This window comes from Aquitalea denitrificans, assembly GCF_009856625.1.
In the GTDB taxonomy this organism is placed as follows: Bacteria; Pseudomonadota; Gammaproteobacteria; order Burkholderiales; family Chromobacteriaceae; genus Aquitalea; species Aquitalea denitrificans.
In genome coordinates this window covers 891,292-908,584 of record NZ_CP047241.1, presented here as the reverse complement: position 1 = coordinate 908,584, position 17,293 = coordinate 891,292, and the positions used below count along the sequence as shown (strand labels likewise).

The following is a 17,293-nucleotide window of genomic DNA, read 5'->3' as shown; positions in this document are numbered from 1 at the left end:
TGCAGATATACCCATTAAAACGCGCATGATTGTTTCAAAAAATGTACTAATTATTTGATCTGGCAGGGTGTCCAGGCCAAAGACAGCCTGATTAATTGGGCAGCGGCTGACAAGAATGCATGGTGACAATGCGGTTGCGGCCCTGCTTCTTGGCTTGATAGACAGCCGCATCCGCCGTACTCACCAGCCAATCCGGCTTCTGGTTGATGCTGGCGTGTGCTGCCGCAATGCCGATACTGATGGTCACCACCTGGCTACACAGCGAGGATGGATGTGGCAGGGCCAGCGCTTCCACATCCTGACGAATCTGTTCTGCCAGCCTGCTGGCCTGCCCGACCGTGCTGCAAGCCAGCAGCAACACAAACTCCTCGCCACCATAACGTGCTGCACAGCCATTCACCGACTCCGCATGGCGGCTGATGACCTGCGCCACCCGGATCAGCGCATCGTCCCCCATCTGGTGCCCCTGGCTGTCATTGTATTTTTTGAAGTAATCGACATCGACAAACAACAAGGCAATATCGGCCTTGTTTTGCAGGCGGGACTCCCACACCGTTTGCAACTGCTGATCGAAATAGCGCCGGTTGAACAGGCCGGTCAGACCATCGGCAGTGGAAATCTGCTGCAAATACTTGAAGCCCTGCTGCAACTGGAGATGATCACGCTGCAACTCTTGCGCCAGCAGATAGCTGCGTCGCGCTTCCTTCTCCAGCTGGAACAAGCCCAGCAAGCCCAGCAGCACGCAGGAAATCACCAGAATGAAAATCAGCGAGCGGGTGGCTTCATCCAGAAAATGCCAGTCAAGCAGCACCCAGCCCAGATAGGACAGGCTGATGACACTGCTGTAACAAGCCAGACGGAAGGGAATGCGCAGGCCGAACATGGTGAATACCAGGCACAGCATCACCCCGCCATAATAGTGCTGTGCCGTCGGCATGTGACTGAGGGAGAAAAACCAGATCAGGGCCAACACGCAAGCCGTGCTGACGCCCACCACAGACAGCTCGTACCAGCGGCGTAACGGAGCCCAGTAACTGCCGATGATGGAGATAGTCCCCATGACAGGCAGGATCAGCCAGCGCCACAGCCAGATGCGGCCATAGGCATCGGCCAGATAAAACTTGTCCACCAGGCCATACAACATGAACACCACAATGCCGATAGCGCCAAACAGCCGGTATCGCCGCAAGCGTTGCTCGCAAGTCGCATGCAGATAAGCTTCTTCCAGCACGGGCGGAAAGGCCAGCTGATACCAGGGTTGCCTGTCGGCGGCAGCCAGTTCCTGCTCCAGCTGCGGCGAGGTTTTATCAGTCATCTTGCGCTTGTCGTTGCCATAGCAGCAGCAGGCCGGTGCCCATACGGTGCGGCTCCAGTGGTTTCCGGGCGGAGGATGGTGCGTTAAAACGGGCCGGAGAAATGCCCTGACTTGTAATTCACGCAGCAGTATAACGGAAATGCCGCCCGGTAAATCGGTGTAAATCCGCTTGGCAATACATTCGATGACAAATGAGCAAAAGCACGTCAGGCATGGCATTAAACATAGGAAGCAGCAGCCAGCAAGCATGTTTATACTGCGCAGCAGAGTATTTTCGACCGGAACCCGCCGCACGCCCATGCCTGGCCACGAAAGCGCGCAGCGGACGCTCAATCGCTTATCATGCAGCGCATGCACTCCAAGCAACAAGGATAACCATGGACCGGCTGATTGCCATGCAGGTATTTGTCGAAGTGGCGCGCCGTGGCAGCTTTACCGCCGCCAGCGAAGAGCTGGAGCTGAGCCGCGCCATGGTGACGCGCTATATCGCCGAGCTGGAGCACTGGCTGGGGGCGCGCCTGTTGCAACGTTCCACCCGCAAGGTGACGCTGACCGATGCGGGTACCAGTTGCCTGGCACGCTGCCAGCAGATGCTGGATCTGGCCGCGGAAACCCGCGAAGAAGTGGGCCTGCGCGATGGCCAGTTGCGCGGCCAGCTGCGCATCACTACCAGCATGTCCTTCGGCATGGCCCAGCTGGCCCCGGCCATCAGCGTTTTTCTGGCCGAACACCAGCAGATCCGCATCGACCTGCAACTGGGGGACCGCGCGGTCAACCTGATCGAAGAAGGCATTGATCTGGCCATCCGCATCACCAATGACCCGGAGCCGGGCCTGATTGCGCGCCGGCTGGCAGATTGCGCTTCGGTCATCGTGGCGGCTCCTGCTTATTTGGCGGAGCACGGCCAGCCACAGCAGCCCGCCGACCTCAGCCAGCACCACTGCCTGAGCTACAGCCAGTTTGGCCGCAGCGAATGGCGCTTGCGCCGCGGCGGGGAAGAAGCCGTGGTCAAGGTACATGGCCGGCTGAGCGCCAATGAAGCCGTGGCGCTGCTGCAAGCCTGCCGCCACGGTGCCGGCCTGGCCATGCAACCCTATTATCTGGTCAAACCGCTGCTACACAGCGGCGAACTGGTAGCCCTGCTGCCGGACTGGCAACCCGTCAGCCTGGGCATTTATGCGCTCTACCCTTCGCGCCGCCAATTACCACTAGCCATGCGCACACTGCTGGACTTCCTGCAGCAACGCTTTGCCCCCATCCCGCCCTGGGAACAGCCTGTTTCAGCGTCAGCTGCTCACTGAAAACTCTGCCGCCACTGGCTGGGCGACACCGCATAGCGCTGGCGGAAGTGATGACGCAAGGATTCGGGCGAGCCAAAACCCGTCAGCCGGGCAATCTGTTCGATATTGTGATCAGCGCTTTCCAACAGGCGCTGAGATAAGGCCAGACGCTCGTCCAGTAACCACTGGCTGACCGTGCGCCCCGTCAGTTGCCGAAAATGCCGGGTAAAACTACGCCGGCTCATCGCCGCCTTGTCCGCCAAGCTGTCCAGGCTATGCGGCTGGGCCAGATTAGCCCTGATCCAGTCCAGCAGCACCGCCAGCCGTGAATCACCGGCGCTGGCCGGCAGTGGCTGCTCGATAAACTGCGCCTGCCCGCCCTGACGGTGTGGCGGCACCACCAGCCGCCGCGCCACGCCATTGGCCAGCTCCGCCCCATAACGCTGGCGCAGCAGATGCAGGCAGCAATCCAGCCCGGCCGCTGTGCCGGCCGAGGTCAGCATCTGGCCATCTTCCACATACAACACCGTCGGGTCCAGCCGCACCTGCGGATAGCGGCGGGCAAAGTCATCGGCATAGGCCCAGTGCGTGGTGGCGGCACGGCCATCCAGCAAGCCGGCCTCGGCCAGCACATAAGCCCCCAGACACAGGCCGACAATCTGCACACCACGCGCCGCCGCCTGCTGCAGCGCCAGCAACAAGCGCGGCGGTACCGGGCGACCAGCCTGCCAGCTAGGCAGGATGATGATTTCAGCATCAAACAACGCTTCCAGACCATGCTCACAGTGGATGCTGAAACCGGCGCTGGTGCGCAGTTCACCGGCATCCGCGCTACAAACCCGCAAGTCGAATGCTGGCAGGCCGGGATGGGCATCGCCAAACACCACGCAAGGCACCGACAAGTGAAAGGGGCTGATCTGCGCAAAGGCGACAACGGCAATGACGGGGGCAGACATGGCGGGATACCGAAGCGAAACAGAATTGGCCCGATCTTAACGTATTCTGGCAATCGGGCCACTTCTGCCTTGAGCTGCCACTGGCAATAATGGCCACATTGCAACCCGGCACAGGAGCCACGCCATGGATTACGCCCACACCGCACTCATCGTGATCGATCTACAGAACGACTATTTTCCTGGCGGCAAATACCCGCTATGGCATACGGAAACCGTACTGGACAACTGCGTGGCCGCCATAGCACGGGCGCAAGTGCTGGGTATGCCGGTCATCCTGGTTCAGCATGTGGCCGACAGCAGCAAGGGCTTGGCACCCTTTTTCAATGCCGGCAGCGAAGGCGTGGCCATTCACCCGCGTATTCTGGCTGCCGCGCCGCAAGCACCGGTAGTGGTGAAACAGGCCGCCGACAGTTTTTACCAGACCACGCTGCAGGCCACGCTGGCAGAACTGGGCAGCCGTAAACTACTGATCTGCGGCATGATGACGCAGAACTGCGTCACCCACACCGCGCTGTCACCAGCAGCCACACAGTACGAAGTAGCCGTGCTGGCCGACTGCTGCACTACCGTGGACCAGATGCTGCATGCGATTGCGCTCAATGCCCTGTCCATTCGCGTGGCACTGCCGACAGTAGCACAAGCATTGGCCTAGTACGCTCCAAGCTGCCGCCAATGAAAAACCCGCCGGATGGCGGGTTTTTGCTTGCTGCAAGGCTACGAGCAGGCTCAGGCCACGTTGACCGGAATCTTGCCAATCTTCACGCGCCATTCCGCCGGGCCGGTGTTGTGCACCGAGATACCGTTGGAATCGACCGCTACCGTTACCGGCATGTCTTTTACTTCAAACTCGTAGATGGCTTCCATGCCCAGGTCGGCAAAGCCCACCACCTTGGAGGCCTTGATGGCCTTGGACACCAGGTAGGCCGAACCGCCCACCGCCATCAGGTAGACAGCCTTGTTGTCCTTGATGGCTTCGATGGCCGCCGGGCCACGCTCGGCCTTGCCGATCATGCCCAAGAGGCCGGTCTGTTCCAGCATCTGGCGGGTGAACTTGTCCATGCGGGTGGCGGTGGTGGGGCCTGCCGGGCCAACCACTTCGTCACGCACCGGATCAACCGGGCCCACGTAGTAGATGAAGCGGTTGGTGAAGTCCACCGGCAGCGCCTCGCCCTTGTTCAGCATGTCCACCATGCGCTTGTGCGCGGCGTCACGACCGGTGAGGATCTTGCCGTTGAGCAGCAGCACATCACCCGGCTGCCAGCTGGCCACTTCTTCCTTGGTGATGTTGTCCAGATCAACGCGCTTGCCGTTGCTGGTGTCGTAGGTGATTTCCGGCCAGTCTTCCAGGCTGGGCACGGCCAGGTGGGCCGGGCCGCTGCCATCGAGATGGAAATGGATGTGACGGGTGGCGGCGCAGTTGGGGATCATCGCTACCGGCAGGCTGGCGGCGTGGGTCGGGTAGTCCAGAATCTTCACGTCCAGCACGGTGGTGAGGCCACCCAGGCCTTGTGCGCCAATACCCAGCGCGTTCACTTTTTCGAAGATTTCCAGACGCAGCTGTTCAACACGGGACAGCTCGGCCCCGCTGTCAGCCTTGGCTTTCAGCTCGTGGATGTCCACGTGCGACATCAGGCTTTCCTTGGCCAGCAGCATGGCTTTTTCCGGGGTACCGCCAATGCCGATGCCCAGAATGCCCGGCGGACACCAGCCGGCACCCATGGTGGGTACGGTCTTGATCACCCAGTCGACAATGCTGTCGGACGGATTGAGCGCGTAGAACTTGGACTTGTTCTCCGAGCCACCGCCCTTGGCGGCACAGGTGACTTCCACGCCGTCGCCTTCGACGATTTCGAAGTGCACCACGGCCGGGGTGTTGTCCTTGCTGTTCTGACGTTTGCCAGCCGGGTCCAGCAGCACGGAAGCGCGCAGCTTGTTGTCCGGGTTGTTGTAAGCGCGGCGTACGCCTTCGTTGACCATTTCCTGTACCGACAGGGTGGCGTCCCACTGTACGTTCATGCCCACTTTCAGGAACACCACGGCAATGCCGGTATCCTGGCAGATGGGGCGACGGCCTTCTGCACACATGCGGCTGTTGATCAGGATCTGCGCCATGGCGTCCTTGGCCGCCGGGCTTTCTTCATGCAGATAGGCCTGATACAGGGCGTCGATGTAGTCCTTGGGGTGGTAGCAACTGATGTACTGAAAAGCATCGGCGATGCTTTGAATGAAATCATCCTGACGGATAACAGCCATGAGCGGTCTCTCCAGCGTAGGGGCTTTAGGAATTGTCGGGACATTTTAGGCGCTTGCGCCTTATTGCGCCATGCCTGTGCCTGGTTTGCCCACAGGCTCGGCGGCAGACTGCAGATGCTGGGCAAAATCCTCCAGCGCCTGTTCCAGCGTCAACAGCATGGTTGGCAGGCTGTCACCCAGCCCGGCCCGGGCAGCCTGTTCCAGGCTGGCGGCTGCCTCTGCCAGCCGGTGCGCACCTACCGTGCGGCTGGCTCCCTTGATGCGATGCGCCAGTGCCACACAGGCAGGCAGATCACCCTGCTGCCAGGCGTGCAGCAACAGGCCTAGATCGGCCTGCTTGTCCTGCAGATAGTGCTGCAGCAAGGGCAGCTCCAGCGCCCAGTCGCCCTGACTCAGATCGAACAGCACCGCTCGGTCCAGCACCGGCAAGGCCGCAGTATTGCTGAGCGCGCATTCAGGCAACCAGGGGGACAAGGCAGTGCAATCAAAAGAACGGGGCAGCCAGCCATCCGGCATCGGCTCAAGCGCCTGCGGCAGGGCATGCGGCTCTGGCAGCACCGCCAGCAGCGGCGTGTGGCCACGCCAAGGCTGGATGCTTTCCAGGCGGCGCATCGGCTGCAACAAGGCTGGCAGACTGCAACCGGGGTCCGGCTCAGCCAACAGCAGCGCAGCCACCGCCTGCTGCTGCCAGCACTGCAAGGCAGCCGCCACCGTGTTGACGGTTTTCAGCGGATAGCCCGCGCCCTGCAATTGCCGCTGTAGCTGCCCGCTTTGCTCGGCATCGGCACACAGCAACAAAACCGGCCAGCGTCCAGCCACGGTGGCACCAGGGGAAGTCTGTGCCTCAGGCATGGTCGGCTTGAGCTGCAGACTGATATGCATGCCGTGCGCACCGGACTCCAGGCTGAGTTCCGCCCCCAGGCTGCGCGCCAGTTGTCGGCAGTGCAGCCAGTCGGCCGGGGCGTGCCGACGCTTGCGCGCGCACGCCGGTCCGTAGTGCTTGCCTGCCGACATGCCAGCGTCGCCTGCGCAACTGGCTATCAGCTCCAGGGTAAGAATCTGGCGCATGTGCTGCTGTGCCCACACCTGTGCCTTGAGCACCAGCCGGCCCCCGGCCTGGGCAGGCAAGACCAGCGACAGCAGTTGCATCAGCAGTTGCTGCAGTACGGCAAGGTTCAGTTGCAACACCGCGGCCAGTGCGCTGTCCAGTTCCAAGCTGAAATCCACCTGCAGGTGCTGGGCCTGCGGCTGAAAACGCAGATGCAGCTGGCGCAGCAAGCTGGCAAGCGGGACTGCATCAGCCGCTTGGCCACGATGGCGGGCTGTCAGCAAAGGCCCGCTCAGGGGGTGGCGGGCATCAGAAGTCAATGTCGGCATCAGTCACGAAGCGGTTTAGGCCGTATACGGCGCAAACGGGAATCAGGAATAAGGCAGTTGCCTGGTGTGGCCATCGCGCTGGATGGCCTTGACATGATACATGGCATGGTCGGCCTGGTTGACCAGCTGTTCGGCAGAGGTGCCATCGCGGGGATACAGGCTGTAACCAATGCTGGCCCCTACTTCCAGCTTCTTGCCTTCTACCAGCATGGCCTCGCCAATGGTCAGCGCCAGCTTGCCCAGCAGCTCGGATAGGGCATCGGTGGAAAAACTGCCTTGCAGCAGGATCAGGTACTCATCCCCGCCCATGCGCGCCACCATGTCACTACCGCGCACAGCATGCTGCAGACGGCGGGCAACCACTTGCAACACCTGGTCGCCAATCGCGTGGCCATGCTGGTCGTTGATCTGCTTGAAGTGGTCCAGATCGACAAACAGCACGGCAAACTGTGCGCCACTTCGTTGCGATAGCGCCAGCATCTTTTCCAGGTGCTGGAAAAACAGCGCCCTGTTGGCCAGACCGGTGAGGCTGTCGTGGTGCGCCAGATAGCTCAGCTCGCGCTGGTTGTCGTACAGGCTGGCCATATGGCTGTTGATCTGCCGCTGCATGCGGTCAAAATTGCGTGCCAGTACACCAATCTCGTCATTGCGCTCCACTGGCAGAGGCAATTGCTGACGGGTATCGCTAAAACTGCTGGCCGCCTGGGCCAGGATGTTGATTGGCCGCAGCATGGCGCGGGCAAACACCACGGCCAGCAGAATGGCGATGACACTGAAGGCCAGCACCATGTGGATGATGCGCAAGCCCAGCGGGGCAGCCAGTGCCAGCACGCTGCCCAGAGGCTGTACCAGCCCGGTGACCACAAACTCATCGCGACTGCCACGGCCGATGGGGAGCCGGACAAAGGCCATTACCTTGTCGGCTGACTGCTCGGGCTGATCCAGACCGCTGAGCGCCAGGCTGCCCACCTTGCGTTCGAACAGCTGGCGGGTGGGGGCAAAGCTGTCCTGCATCAGAATGCGCCGGCCTTTGTCAAAACCAAAGGTCTGGGCAGGGTCCGGATGTACCAGGAAATCCCCCCAGCGGTTGGCCATGTACAACTGGTAAGCCTTGGGTAGATCCAGCTGCAGCTGGCTTAGCAGCCGTGTCAGATCCAGATTGATCACCAGCAATCCGCCGGGCCGGCCAGCGCGGTCGGAAACCGGTGTCGCCACCATCAGCCCCGGACGCCCCTCGGCATCGTGGGCGGAGCGTTCATGATTGACTGCGATGGATGACTGGTAAATCTGCCCTGCCGGTACCGACAGGGTTTCGAATACATAGGGGAAATGCCCCTTTTCCTGCAGGGCATTGCCCTCAACGCCGACGGTCAGCCCGTTCTGGCTGTCCACACGCACCAGTTCCAGCCCGTTGTCAGCAGCACCGATCAGCCGCACCTGCAGGTATTCCGGATGCAAGGCCAGCATGGATGCAAACGCCCGTGCCAGTTCGCCCCCGGCAATCTGCCGTTCGCGCGGCATGCGGCTGTTGATGACCCGGTCCACCTCCACCAGCCGCGACAGCAGCAGGGCATCATCGGCAGCCTCCTCCACCGACTGCGACAGCCGGCGATTCACCCCGCGTGCGGCGGTCAACAAATCACTCTGCGCCGCCGATACCAGCATGGCGCGGTTGACGGTATAGGCGTAATAGCCGGTGATGCCAGAAGCAAGAATGCCGAAGATGGCCAGCAATACCGCCAGTTTGACCAGCAGACCGGGGCGCATGGTTCAGAAGCTCCCCGGCAGATCGCCGGAATAGATTTTCTGCCACAGCGCTTCACGCCGGGCAGCGTCTTCTACTGGCTGCAGCCACAACACGCGCACACCGGCTTTCAATTCATCACTGGCCGTCAAGGTATTGGCCAGCCCCTGCCGCGTGGGCAGCAGAGCGCTGACGGATGGCTCCAGCATGTAATTGATCCATTGCTGTGCCAGCAATGGGTTACGCGTGGAAACCGTCATGGCCCAGCAATCCAGCCAGGCCAGCACACCCTCGCGTGGAATGGCATAGCCGACATCGGCCCCGGCCTGGCGCAGGGAGTTGAGCTGCTGGGTGCCGTAATTGCCAAACATCACGGCAATCCGATGGCGGATGAACAGCTCGCTGGCCTCTTCCGGCAACGTGTAATAGGTAAGCACATTACGCCGCAGGGCAATCAGCCGCTGCACCAGCATGGCTTGCTGGGCAGCCGACAGCTGGAATGGCTGGCTGATGCCGCTGGCCAGCGCAGCAAAGGAAAAATTGTGCTGACCGCTGTTGAAATCCAGCACCTTGTGGCGGTAGCGCGGGTCCCACAGCACGTTCATCGAATCCGGTGGCCGGGTAAACTGCCGCCGGTCATAGATGATGCCCATGGTGGAATAGGTATACGGAACGGCATACAGCCGGCCTTGTTGCTGCAGACCGGGAATGGCAGCCAGATGACGAAAACGTGGCAGCTGCCGGCTGGTATTGGGCAGCAAGGCGGGGTCAAGCGGTTTGAGCAGGCCAGCGGCGTAGTAGCGCTGCATTTCGGCGGTATTGGCCGCCACCACATCAAAACGCGGGCCTTTTACCGCATGCATGTGCGCCCACAGCGCCTCGTCGGAATCGACAAAGGTCACCTCGACGCTGGCCTGGTAGCGCTGCTCGAATGCCTGCACCACATCCGGGTCGGCATAGCCGGGCCAGGCCAGCACGCGCAGCACGTCCTTGGCCATTACCAGCTGGCAGCACAACAGGCAGCCAATCATCCCCGCAAGCAGGCTGTTTATTCTTGATGCCACGTTTGGTTTTCTTTTTTCAATCTGCCGTTTGAATTTTGAATGTAGCTGTTTACCGGAGTTTATACCTTATTTTTTAACAGAAATTTCCTAGCGAACCAGACTTTCGCGATAGCTTGCAGCCTGCTGCAACAGCCAGCCGGCAAAAGCCTGATGCGGTGGTGACTCTACCCGATCGGGCGGATAGACCAGATAGTAGGCATTGTCGCTGGGCAAAGGCAGTTCGCACGGCGTAACCAGATTGCCGCTGCTGATTTCCTGCTGCACCAGAAAACGTGGCACCAGCGCCACGCCCATGCCGGCGCGAGCGGCTTCCACCAGCATGGAAAACAGCTCGTAGCGCGCGCCCACCATCGCTTGTGGATTATCCACTCCGGCTGTGACAAACCATCGTTGCCAGGCATCGTGCCGGGCTGACAGATGCAGCAAACGGCAGGCGGCCAGCTGTGCCGGTGCCACAGCGTCGGAGGCAAGCAGCTGCGGGCTGCATACCGGAATCATCTCCTCGCCAAACAACCAGTCCGCCTCGGCACCGGGCCACACGCCATTGCCGAAATGGATGCAGGCGTCAAAGCCGGTATCGGTAAAGATAAAGGGATCGGAACGGGTGGTGATATTGACCGTAACGTGCGGGTGCTGCTGATAGAACTGTGGCAGGCGCGGTATCAGCCAGCGAGTGGCAAAAGTGGGCACGGCAGCCAGTTCGATGACCCCGTCCGAGCCCTGATGCGCCATCAGCGACAGGGTGTGCCGCTCCAGCCGTGCCAGGCAGTCGCGCACGCCACGTGCATACACCCGCCCGGCTTCGGTCAAGCTCACCCGACGCTTGATACGGTGAAACAAGGCCACCCCCAGCATGTCCTCCAGTTGGGCAATCTGCTTGCACACCGCGCTCTGGGTAAGTGCCAGTTCCTCGGCGGCACGCGTAAAGCTCTGGTGGCGAGCGGCGCACTCCAGCGCCTGCAGCGCCTCGATACCGGGTAGTCGTTTCCGCATACATTCTTCCTCAAACTCACAATGTGCTGAATTTATATCGTTTGCGACTGGCGCAATGGCACAGGCAAAGTAGCCTGCATTCATTACCTATCCAACCATCACGCCAGCATTGCCAGTCTGTCCATGTCACAACTTGGTGCATGAATGGAAGCAACAGCCAGGCACTGGCAAGGGAGCAGCAAATGCTACAGCACAGCAAAAAAATCGTCATTGTCGGAGGCGGTGCCGGTGGCCTGGCACTGGCCAGCCGCCTGGGACGCCTGGCGCGTAAGGATAAGCGCCTGGACATCACGCTGGTGGATGCCGCACGCACCCACATCTGGAAACCGCTGCTACACGAAATTGCTGCCGGCAGCATGAACCCGCACCGGGAAGCGCTGGACTACCTGGCCCAGGCCAAACGCCACGGTTTCCGCTTTTGTCTGGGCCGCATGCAGGATCTGGACCGCCAACAACGCCGCATCCATATCGCTGCCACGGCAGATGAACAGGGCCAGCCGCTGATTCCGGCCAGACAGCTGGACTACGACATCCTGGTGCTGGCCGTAGGCAGTGCCACCAATGACTTCGGCACGCCCGGCGTGGCCGAACATGCGATCTGCCTTAACACCCCGGATGATGCCAGCCGCTTCCACCGCCAACTGGTAAACGCCTGCATCCGTGCCAGCCTGCAGCCAGGCCCTCTGCGGCCCGAGCAGCTGCAGCTCACCATCATCGGGGCCGGAGCCACCGGGGTGGAGCTGGCGGCCGAGCTGCGTAACACCACGCGCGAGCTGGTGGCGCATGGCCGGGAAAACATCAATCCCGATCGTGACATCCGCCTCACCCTGATCGAGGCCGGACCGCGCATCCTGCCGGCCCTGCCGCCTGCCGTTGCCGCCAAGGCGCAGCGCCAATTGCAGGAAATGCAGGTGCGGGTGCTGTGTGGCGAGCGCGTCAGTGTAGTCAGGGATGGCGCAGTGCATACCGCCAGCGGCCAGTGCATTGCATCGGAACTGGTAGTCTGGGCCGCCGGGGTGCAGGCTCCGGCATTTCTGGCCGGACTGGCAGGGCTGGAAAGCAATCGCCTTAATCAGCTACTGGTTCGCCCCACGCTGCAGACCACGCTGGATGAAAACGTATTTGCCCTGGGCGACTGCGCCGCCTGCCCGGACCGCCAGGGCTGGGTGCCGCCACGCGCGCAGGCTGCCAGCCAGCAGGCGGATCTGCTGTTCCACAATGTCCGCTGCCTGCTGGCGGGAAAGCCGTTGCGGGCATTTCATTACCGTGATCTGGGATCGCTGATTTCGCTGGGCCGCTACAGCACGGTGGGCAGTCTGATGAGTGCACTGTCGCGCCGCAGCCTGTTTGTCCACGGCCAGTTTGCCCGGCTGATGTATCTGTCGCTGTATCACCGGCACCAACTGAGCCTGTTTGGCTGGCTCCCCACCCTGCTGACAGCCGCCGGACGCCTGCTCAGCCGGCGTACCCAGCCACAGGTCAAGCTGCACTGATACCGATGGCAGCAAGCACCATGCACCATGCACCAAACAGCAGCACAAAACACAATGCAAACCCCGTTTTGGTGCATGCGCACCGTTTTGCATCACCACAGCCCGCACTGCATCTCCCCAAAAACGGGCTGACTGCGGCCATTTTCGTGCACGAACAGCCCAAGCTGGTGCGATCTTGCCCCAGCTGGCACTGCGCTTGCTTTAAGGAGGCAACAAAAGCCGACAACAACGGGACTCGCCATGCCAACTGCCAACTCGCCATCAGACGTACTGTTTCTGCTGCTCGGGGCCATCATGATTCTGGCCATGCACGCTGGATTCGCCTTTCTGGAACTGGGCACCGTGCGCAAGAAAAACCAGGTCAATGCCCTGGTGAAGATTCTCACCGACTTTGCCGTCTCTGCTATTGCCTACTTCTTTGTCGGCTATACCGTGGCCTACGGCGTCAACTTCCTGGGTGATGCCCGCCATATCGCCGAGCACCACGGCTACGAGCTGGTAAAGTTCTTCTTCCTGCTGACCTTTGCCGCGGCCATTCCGGCCATAGTGTCGGGCGGCATTGCCGAGCGCGCAAAATTCCACCCGCAGTCGGCTGCCACCTTCTTGCTGGTAGGCCTGGTGTATCCCTTTTTCGAAGGCATTGCCTGGAACAACCATTACGGCGTGCAAGACTGGCTGAGCCACAGTTTCGGCCAGCCCTTCCATGACTTTGCCGGTTCGGTGGTAGTGCATGCGGTGGGCGGCTGGATCGGCCTGGCTGCCGTGCTCAACCTGGGTGCGCGTCGTGGCCGTTACAGCAAGGAAGGCCGCATCTCCGCCCATCCGCCCTCTTCCATTCCGTTTCTGGCGCTGGGCGCGTGGATTCTGATTGTTGGCTGGTTCGGCTTTAACGTGATGAGCGCCCAGCGTCTGGACGGCATTTCCGGCCTGGTGGCCATCAACTCGCTGATGGCCATGGTGGGCGGCACCCTCAGCGCCATGTGGGCAGGCAAGAACGACCCCGGCTTCATTCACAACGGCCCGCTGGCCGGCCTGGTGGCGGTGTGCGCCGGTTCGGACATCATGCATCCGCTGGGTGCGCTAGTAGTGGGGCTGGTGGCCGGCGGCATGTTTGTCTGGCTGTTTACCCAGACCCAGAACCGCTGGAAAATTGATGATGTGCTAGGGGTATGGCCGCTGCATGGCATCTGTGGTGCCTGGGGCGGCGTTGCCGCCGGTATTTTTGGCCAGAGCGCGCTGGGCGGGCTGGGTGGTGTCAGCCTGATGTCCCAGTTGCTGGGTACGGTTGCCGGCATTGCCATCGGCTTTGGCGGTGGCTATGCCGTGTATGCACTGCTGCGCAAGACCGTGGGCATCCGCCTGGATGAAGAAGAAGAATTCAACGGTGCCGACCTGACCATCCACCAGATCACCGCTACGCCGGACCGCGAAACCAACTGGTAATTCCATCCTGCGCTGGTCGGGCCTGGTGCGCAGGCTCGACCAGCTTGTCATAAGCTTGATCCGCCTCAGACTTTGTCGGTTTTGTCTGACAAGAGGACACACAGCGCGCATGGCCTCCGCTATGCTGACAACAAGCATCACCCGCAGGCAGCAACCGGAATCATGAGCACGCAACTTCCCCCATATGGCAGGAGCTCCCTGCGCACCCGCATTACCCTTGGCATGCTGCTGGCACTGGTCGTCACCCTATGGCTGGCCACCTTGCTGATCAGCCACAGTCTGCGCCAGCAGATGGAAGCCACCATCTCGGCCCAGCAGTTTTCCACCGTGTCACTGGCCGCACGCGAAGTGGACCGCTCGGTCAGGGAGCGCGTACTGGCGCTGCAGTCTCTCACCGAGCAGTTCAAGAACAAACCGCTAAGCACCGCAGCCATCCAGCCCGAACTGTTGCGCCGCCCCATTTTGCTGATGATGTTCAACTGGGGCGTGATGGTGCTGGACAAAAACGGTATGGTGAAAGCCAGCATACCCGAGAGCCTGGGCCGCAATGGTCGTTCCTATGCTGACCGCGCATTCTTCCAACAAGCCATGCGGCAAGGTGGGCGCCATATCACCGAGCCCATGCAAGGGCTGCACACCGGCAAGCCGGTGATTTCCATGCTGGAACCGCTGCTGGATGACAAAGGCGAAATGGTGGGCATGATCATGGGCGTGACCAATCTGGCACAGCCCAATTTCCTGGATGACATCAGCTCGGCCAGATATGGTGTCACTGGCAGCTTTTTCATCACCTCGCCGCAAAGCCGCCGCTACATCATGTCGTCGGACAAGCAGCGCCTGCTCAATCCCGGCCCACCGCCTGGCGTCAACCCGGTATACGACCGCTATATCAATGGCGAAGAAGGCTCTGGTGTGGCCATGAGTTCACGCGGGGTACTGGAGCTGTCCTCCAGCGTACAGATCAAGTCCACCGGCTGGCTGATGCAGTCGGTACTACCGGCAGAAGAAGCCTTTGCCCCCATTCGCACCCTGCAGCGCCAGCTGTTTGGCCTGGCCTTGCTGCTAACGCTGCTGGCTGGTGGCCTGAGCTGGTGGTGGCTGCGCCGTCAATTACTGCCACTCAGCGAAGCTACCCAGTTGCTGACGCGCATGGGCGATGGCGAATTGCCCAGACAAGCCTTGCCGGTAAGCCGGGCCGATGAAGTCGGCCTGCTGGCGGCGTCCTTCAACGGTCTGCTCGAGCGCATCCAGCGCGAAGAAGACAAAGCAGCCGAACATGCCGCCAACCAGCTGCTGCGCAAGATCGTGTCGCAGATTCCCGGCGTGGTTTTCCAGTACCGGCTATTTGCCGATGGCCACGGTTGCTTTCCCTTTGCCAGCGAAGCGTTTTACGACATTTACGGCATTCGGCCTGAAGCTGTCAGCCAAAGTGCCGATGCCATCCGCGAACTGGTTCACCCCGAGGACCGCGACAGCTTTTTTGATGCCCTGCAGCACTCGGCGGCCACGCTGACCCAATGGCGTACCGAATATCGCATCTGCCTGCCGGATGGCCAGATCAAATGGCTGCTGGTGGATGCCATGCCGGAACAGGATGGTCACGATGTGCTGTGGTACGGTTTTATCGCCGATATCAGCCGCCATAAGCGCATGGAGGCGGAGCTGCGCATTGCCGCCACCACCTTTCTCACCCAGGAAGGCATCATGGTGACCGATCCGGGCGGCATCATCCTGCGGGTCAATCCCTCGTTCTGCCAGATCACCGGCTATGACAGCGCGGATGTGGTGGGCAAGACCCCTGCCGTGCTCAGTTCGCATCGCCATCCGGCCGCCTTTTATCAGCAACTGTGGCAATCCCTGCTGGACAAGGGTGCCTGGCAGGGGGAAATCTGGAATGCACGCCGCAACGGTGAAGTATTTCCGGAATGGCTCACCATCACCGCAGTCAGGGACAGCGCCGGGCAAACCAGCCATTACGTGGCTATTTTCCAGGACATTACCGAGCGCAAGGCCGCTGCCGATGAAATCCAGACCCTGGCCTTCTACGATGCCCTCACCCACCTGCCCAACCGCCGCCTGCTGCAAGACCGGTTGCAACATGCGCTGGATGCCGCCCGCCGCCAGCAGGAATACGGTGCACTGCTATTCCTGGACCTGGACAATTTCAAGTCGCTGAACGACACCATGGGCCACGATATCGGCGACATCCTGCTGCAGGAAGTTGCCAGCCGCCTGCTGCGCTGCCTGCGTACCGGCGATACCGTCGCCCGGCTGGGCGGGGATGAGTTCATCGTCATGCTGGAAAACCTGGGAACACAGCGCGATCAGGCCATGCGCGAGGCTGAAACCGTAGGCCGCAAGATTCTGGCTGCACTACACCAGCCCTACCAGCTGTGTGGCCACGACTATCGTGGCAGCTCCAGCCTGGGCATTGCCCTGTTTGCCGACGAAAACGGCAGCAGCGAGGACATTCTCAAGCAGGCTGATCTGGCGATGTACCAGGCCAAGTCGGCCGGGCGTAATACCCTGCGTTTCTTCGACCCGGTGATGCAGGCGGAAATCAACGCCCGCACCCGGCTGGAGACCGAGCTGCACCAAGCGCTGGAACAAGGTGAATTCAGCCTGTACTACCAGCCGCAAATCCACCATGCCCAGCCCTGCCGCAGCGTGGAGGCCCTGCTGCGCTGGCATAGCCCGCAACACGGGCTGATGCTGCCAGGGGCCTTCATCGCACTGGCAGAACAGAGCAACCTGATTCTCGCCATCGACCACTGGGTGCTGCAACAAGCCTGTATCCAGCTGGCCGAGTGGGCGCACCACCCGGCCACCGCGCAACTGAGCATTGCCGTGAATGTCAGCGCCCGCCAGTTCCACCAAACCGACTTTGTCGCCCGGGTCAGCCGTTTGTTGCGGGAAAGCGGTGCCAACCCGGCACTGCTGAAACTGGAAATCACCGAAAGCCTGCTGCTGATGAAGCTGAACGATGCGGCCTGCAAAATGGACAGCCTGCGCGCGCTGGGCATCAGCTTTGCCCTGGACGACTTTGGCACCGGCTACTCATCACTGTCCTACCTCAAGCAACTGCCGCTGGACCAGGTGAAGATAGACCGCAGCTTTGTACGGGATGTACTGGAGAACAGCAATGATGCCGCCATCTGCAAGGCGGTGATCGCCCTGGGACAAAGCCTGGGCCTGGCAGTAATTGCCGAAGGGGTGGAAACCAGCGGTCAATACGACTTCATGGTGGCGCAAGGTTGTCTGGCCGTGCAGGGCTACCTGTTCAGCAAGGCAATGCCGGCCAGTCAGTTGCCTGGCTGGCTGGCGCAATCACAGCCTTATGCTGCCCAAGCCAGTGCGGCAGATGGCTGAGCCATG

At 61.1% G+C, this 17,293-nt stretch carries 12 protein-coding genes; 5 read left to right on the top strand and 7 right to left on the bottom strand.

The window, feature by feature from the left end; all coding sequences use genetic code 11:
- Positions 1-91: 91 nt before the first annotated feature.
- Complete coding sequence (locus GSR16_RS04150; RefSeq protein ID WP_159875279.1) at positions 92-1,315, bottom strand: GGDEF domain-containing protein; 1,224 nt, start codon at positions 1,313-1,315, stop codon at positions 92-94.
- A 377-nt stretch (positions 1,316-1,692) separates the two neighbouring features.
- Here GSR16_RS04150 and GSR16_RS04145 point away from each other — a divergent pair, with 377 nt between their 5' ends.
- Positions 1,693-2,616, top strand: a complete 924-nt coding sequence (locus GSR16_RS04145; protein ID WP_159875278.1) for a LysR family transcriptional regulator — start codon at positions 1,693-1,695, stop codon at positions 2,614-2,616.
- Here the strand turns inward: GSR16_RS04145 and GSR16_RS04140 are convergent.
- A complete protein-coding gene (locus GSR16_RS04140; protein ID WP_159875277.1) occupies positions 2,610-3,551 on the bottom strand; it encodes a GlxA family transcriptional regulator in 942 nt (313 codons plus the stop codon). The two genes, GSR16_RS04145 and GSR16_RS04140, sit on opposite strands and share 7 nt — an antisense overlap.
- A gap of 124 nt (positions 3,552-3,675) precedes the next feature.
- Between GSR16_RS04140 and GSR16_RS04135 the strand changes: the two genes are divergently transcribed.
- Positions 3,676-4,203 (top strand): cysteine hydrolase family protein, encoded by a 528-nt coding sequence (locus tag GSR16_RS04135; RefSeq protein ID WP_159875276.1) that lies wholly within the window; start codon positions 3,676-3,678, stop codon positions 4,201-4,203.
- 74 nt (positions 4,204-4,277) lie between these two features.
- Here the strand turns inward: GSR16_RS04135 and GSR16_RS04130 are convergent, their stop codons facing one another.
- The 5 genes from GSR16_RS04130 to gcvA all read right to left on the bottom strand — a co-directional run bounded on the left by GSR16_RS04130 (position 4,278) and on the right by gcvA (position 10,982).
- Positions 4,278-5,804 (bottom strand): fumarate hydratase, encoded by a 1,527-nt coding sequence (locus tag GSR16_RS04130; protein ID WP_159875275.1) that lies wholly within the window; start codon positions 5,802-5,804, stop codon positions 4,278-4,280.
- A gap of 60 nt (positions 5,805-5,864) precedes the next feature.
- Positions 5,865-7,136 carry an Hpt domain-containing protein gene (locus GSR16_RS04125; protein WP_159875274.1) on the bottom strand — a complete coding sequence of 424 codons (1,272 nt, stop codon included), beginning with the start codon at positions 7,134-7,136 and terminating at the stop codon, positions 5,865-5,867.
- A gap of 87 nt (positions 7,137-7,223) precedes the next feature.
- Positions 7,224-8,948 (bottom strand): GGDEF domain-containing protein, encoded by a 1,725-nt coding sequence (locus GSR16_RS04120; protein ID WP_159875273.1) that lies wholly within the window; start codon positions 8,946-8,948, stop codon positions 7,224-7,226.
- Positions 8,949-8,951: 3 nt separating this feature from the next.
- Entirely contained in the window at positions 8,952-9,989 is a 1,038-nt protein-coding gene (locus GSR16_RS04115) for an extracellular solute-binding protein (protein ID WP_240902598.1), read from the bottom strand.
- Between the two features lie 87 nt (positions 9,990-10,076).
- Entirely contained in the window at positions 10,077-10,982 is a 906-nt protein-coding gene (gcvA, locus tag GSR16_RS04110; RefSeq protein ID WP_159875272.1) for a transcriptional regulator GcvA, read from the bottom strand.
- 140 nt (positions 10,983-11,122) lie between these two features.
- Here gcvA and GSR16_RS04105 point away from each other — a divergent pair, with 140 nt between their 5' ends.
- From GSR16_RS04105 to GSR16_RS04095, 3 genes are all read left to right on the top strand, one after another.
- Entirely contained in the window at positions 11,123-12,475 is a 1,353-nt protein-coding gene (locus GSR16_RS04105) for an NAD(P)/FAD-dependent oxidoreductase (RefSeq protein ID WP_240902597.1), read from the top strand.
- Between the two features lie 240 nt (positions 12,476-12,715).
- A complete protein-coding gene (locus tag GSR16_RS04100; protein ID WP_159875271.1) occupies positions 12,716-13,918 on the top strand; it encodes an ammonium transporter in 1,203 nt (400 codons plus the stop codon).
- A gap of 162 nt (positions 13,919-14,080) precedes the next feature.
- The gene (locus GSR16_RS04095) at positions 14,081-17,287 is read left to right on the top strand and encodes a bifunctional diguanylate cyclase/phosphodiesterase (protein WP_159875270.1); all 3,207 of its coding nucleotides are present in this window, start codon (positions 14,081-14,083) and stop codon (positions 17,285-17,287) included.
- Positions 17,288-17,293 lie beyond the last annotated feature (6 nt).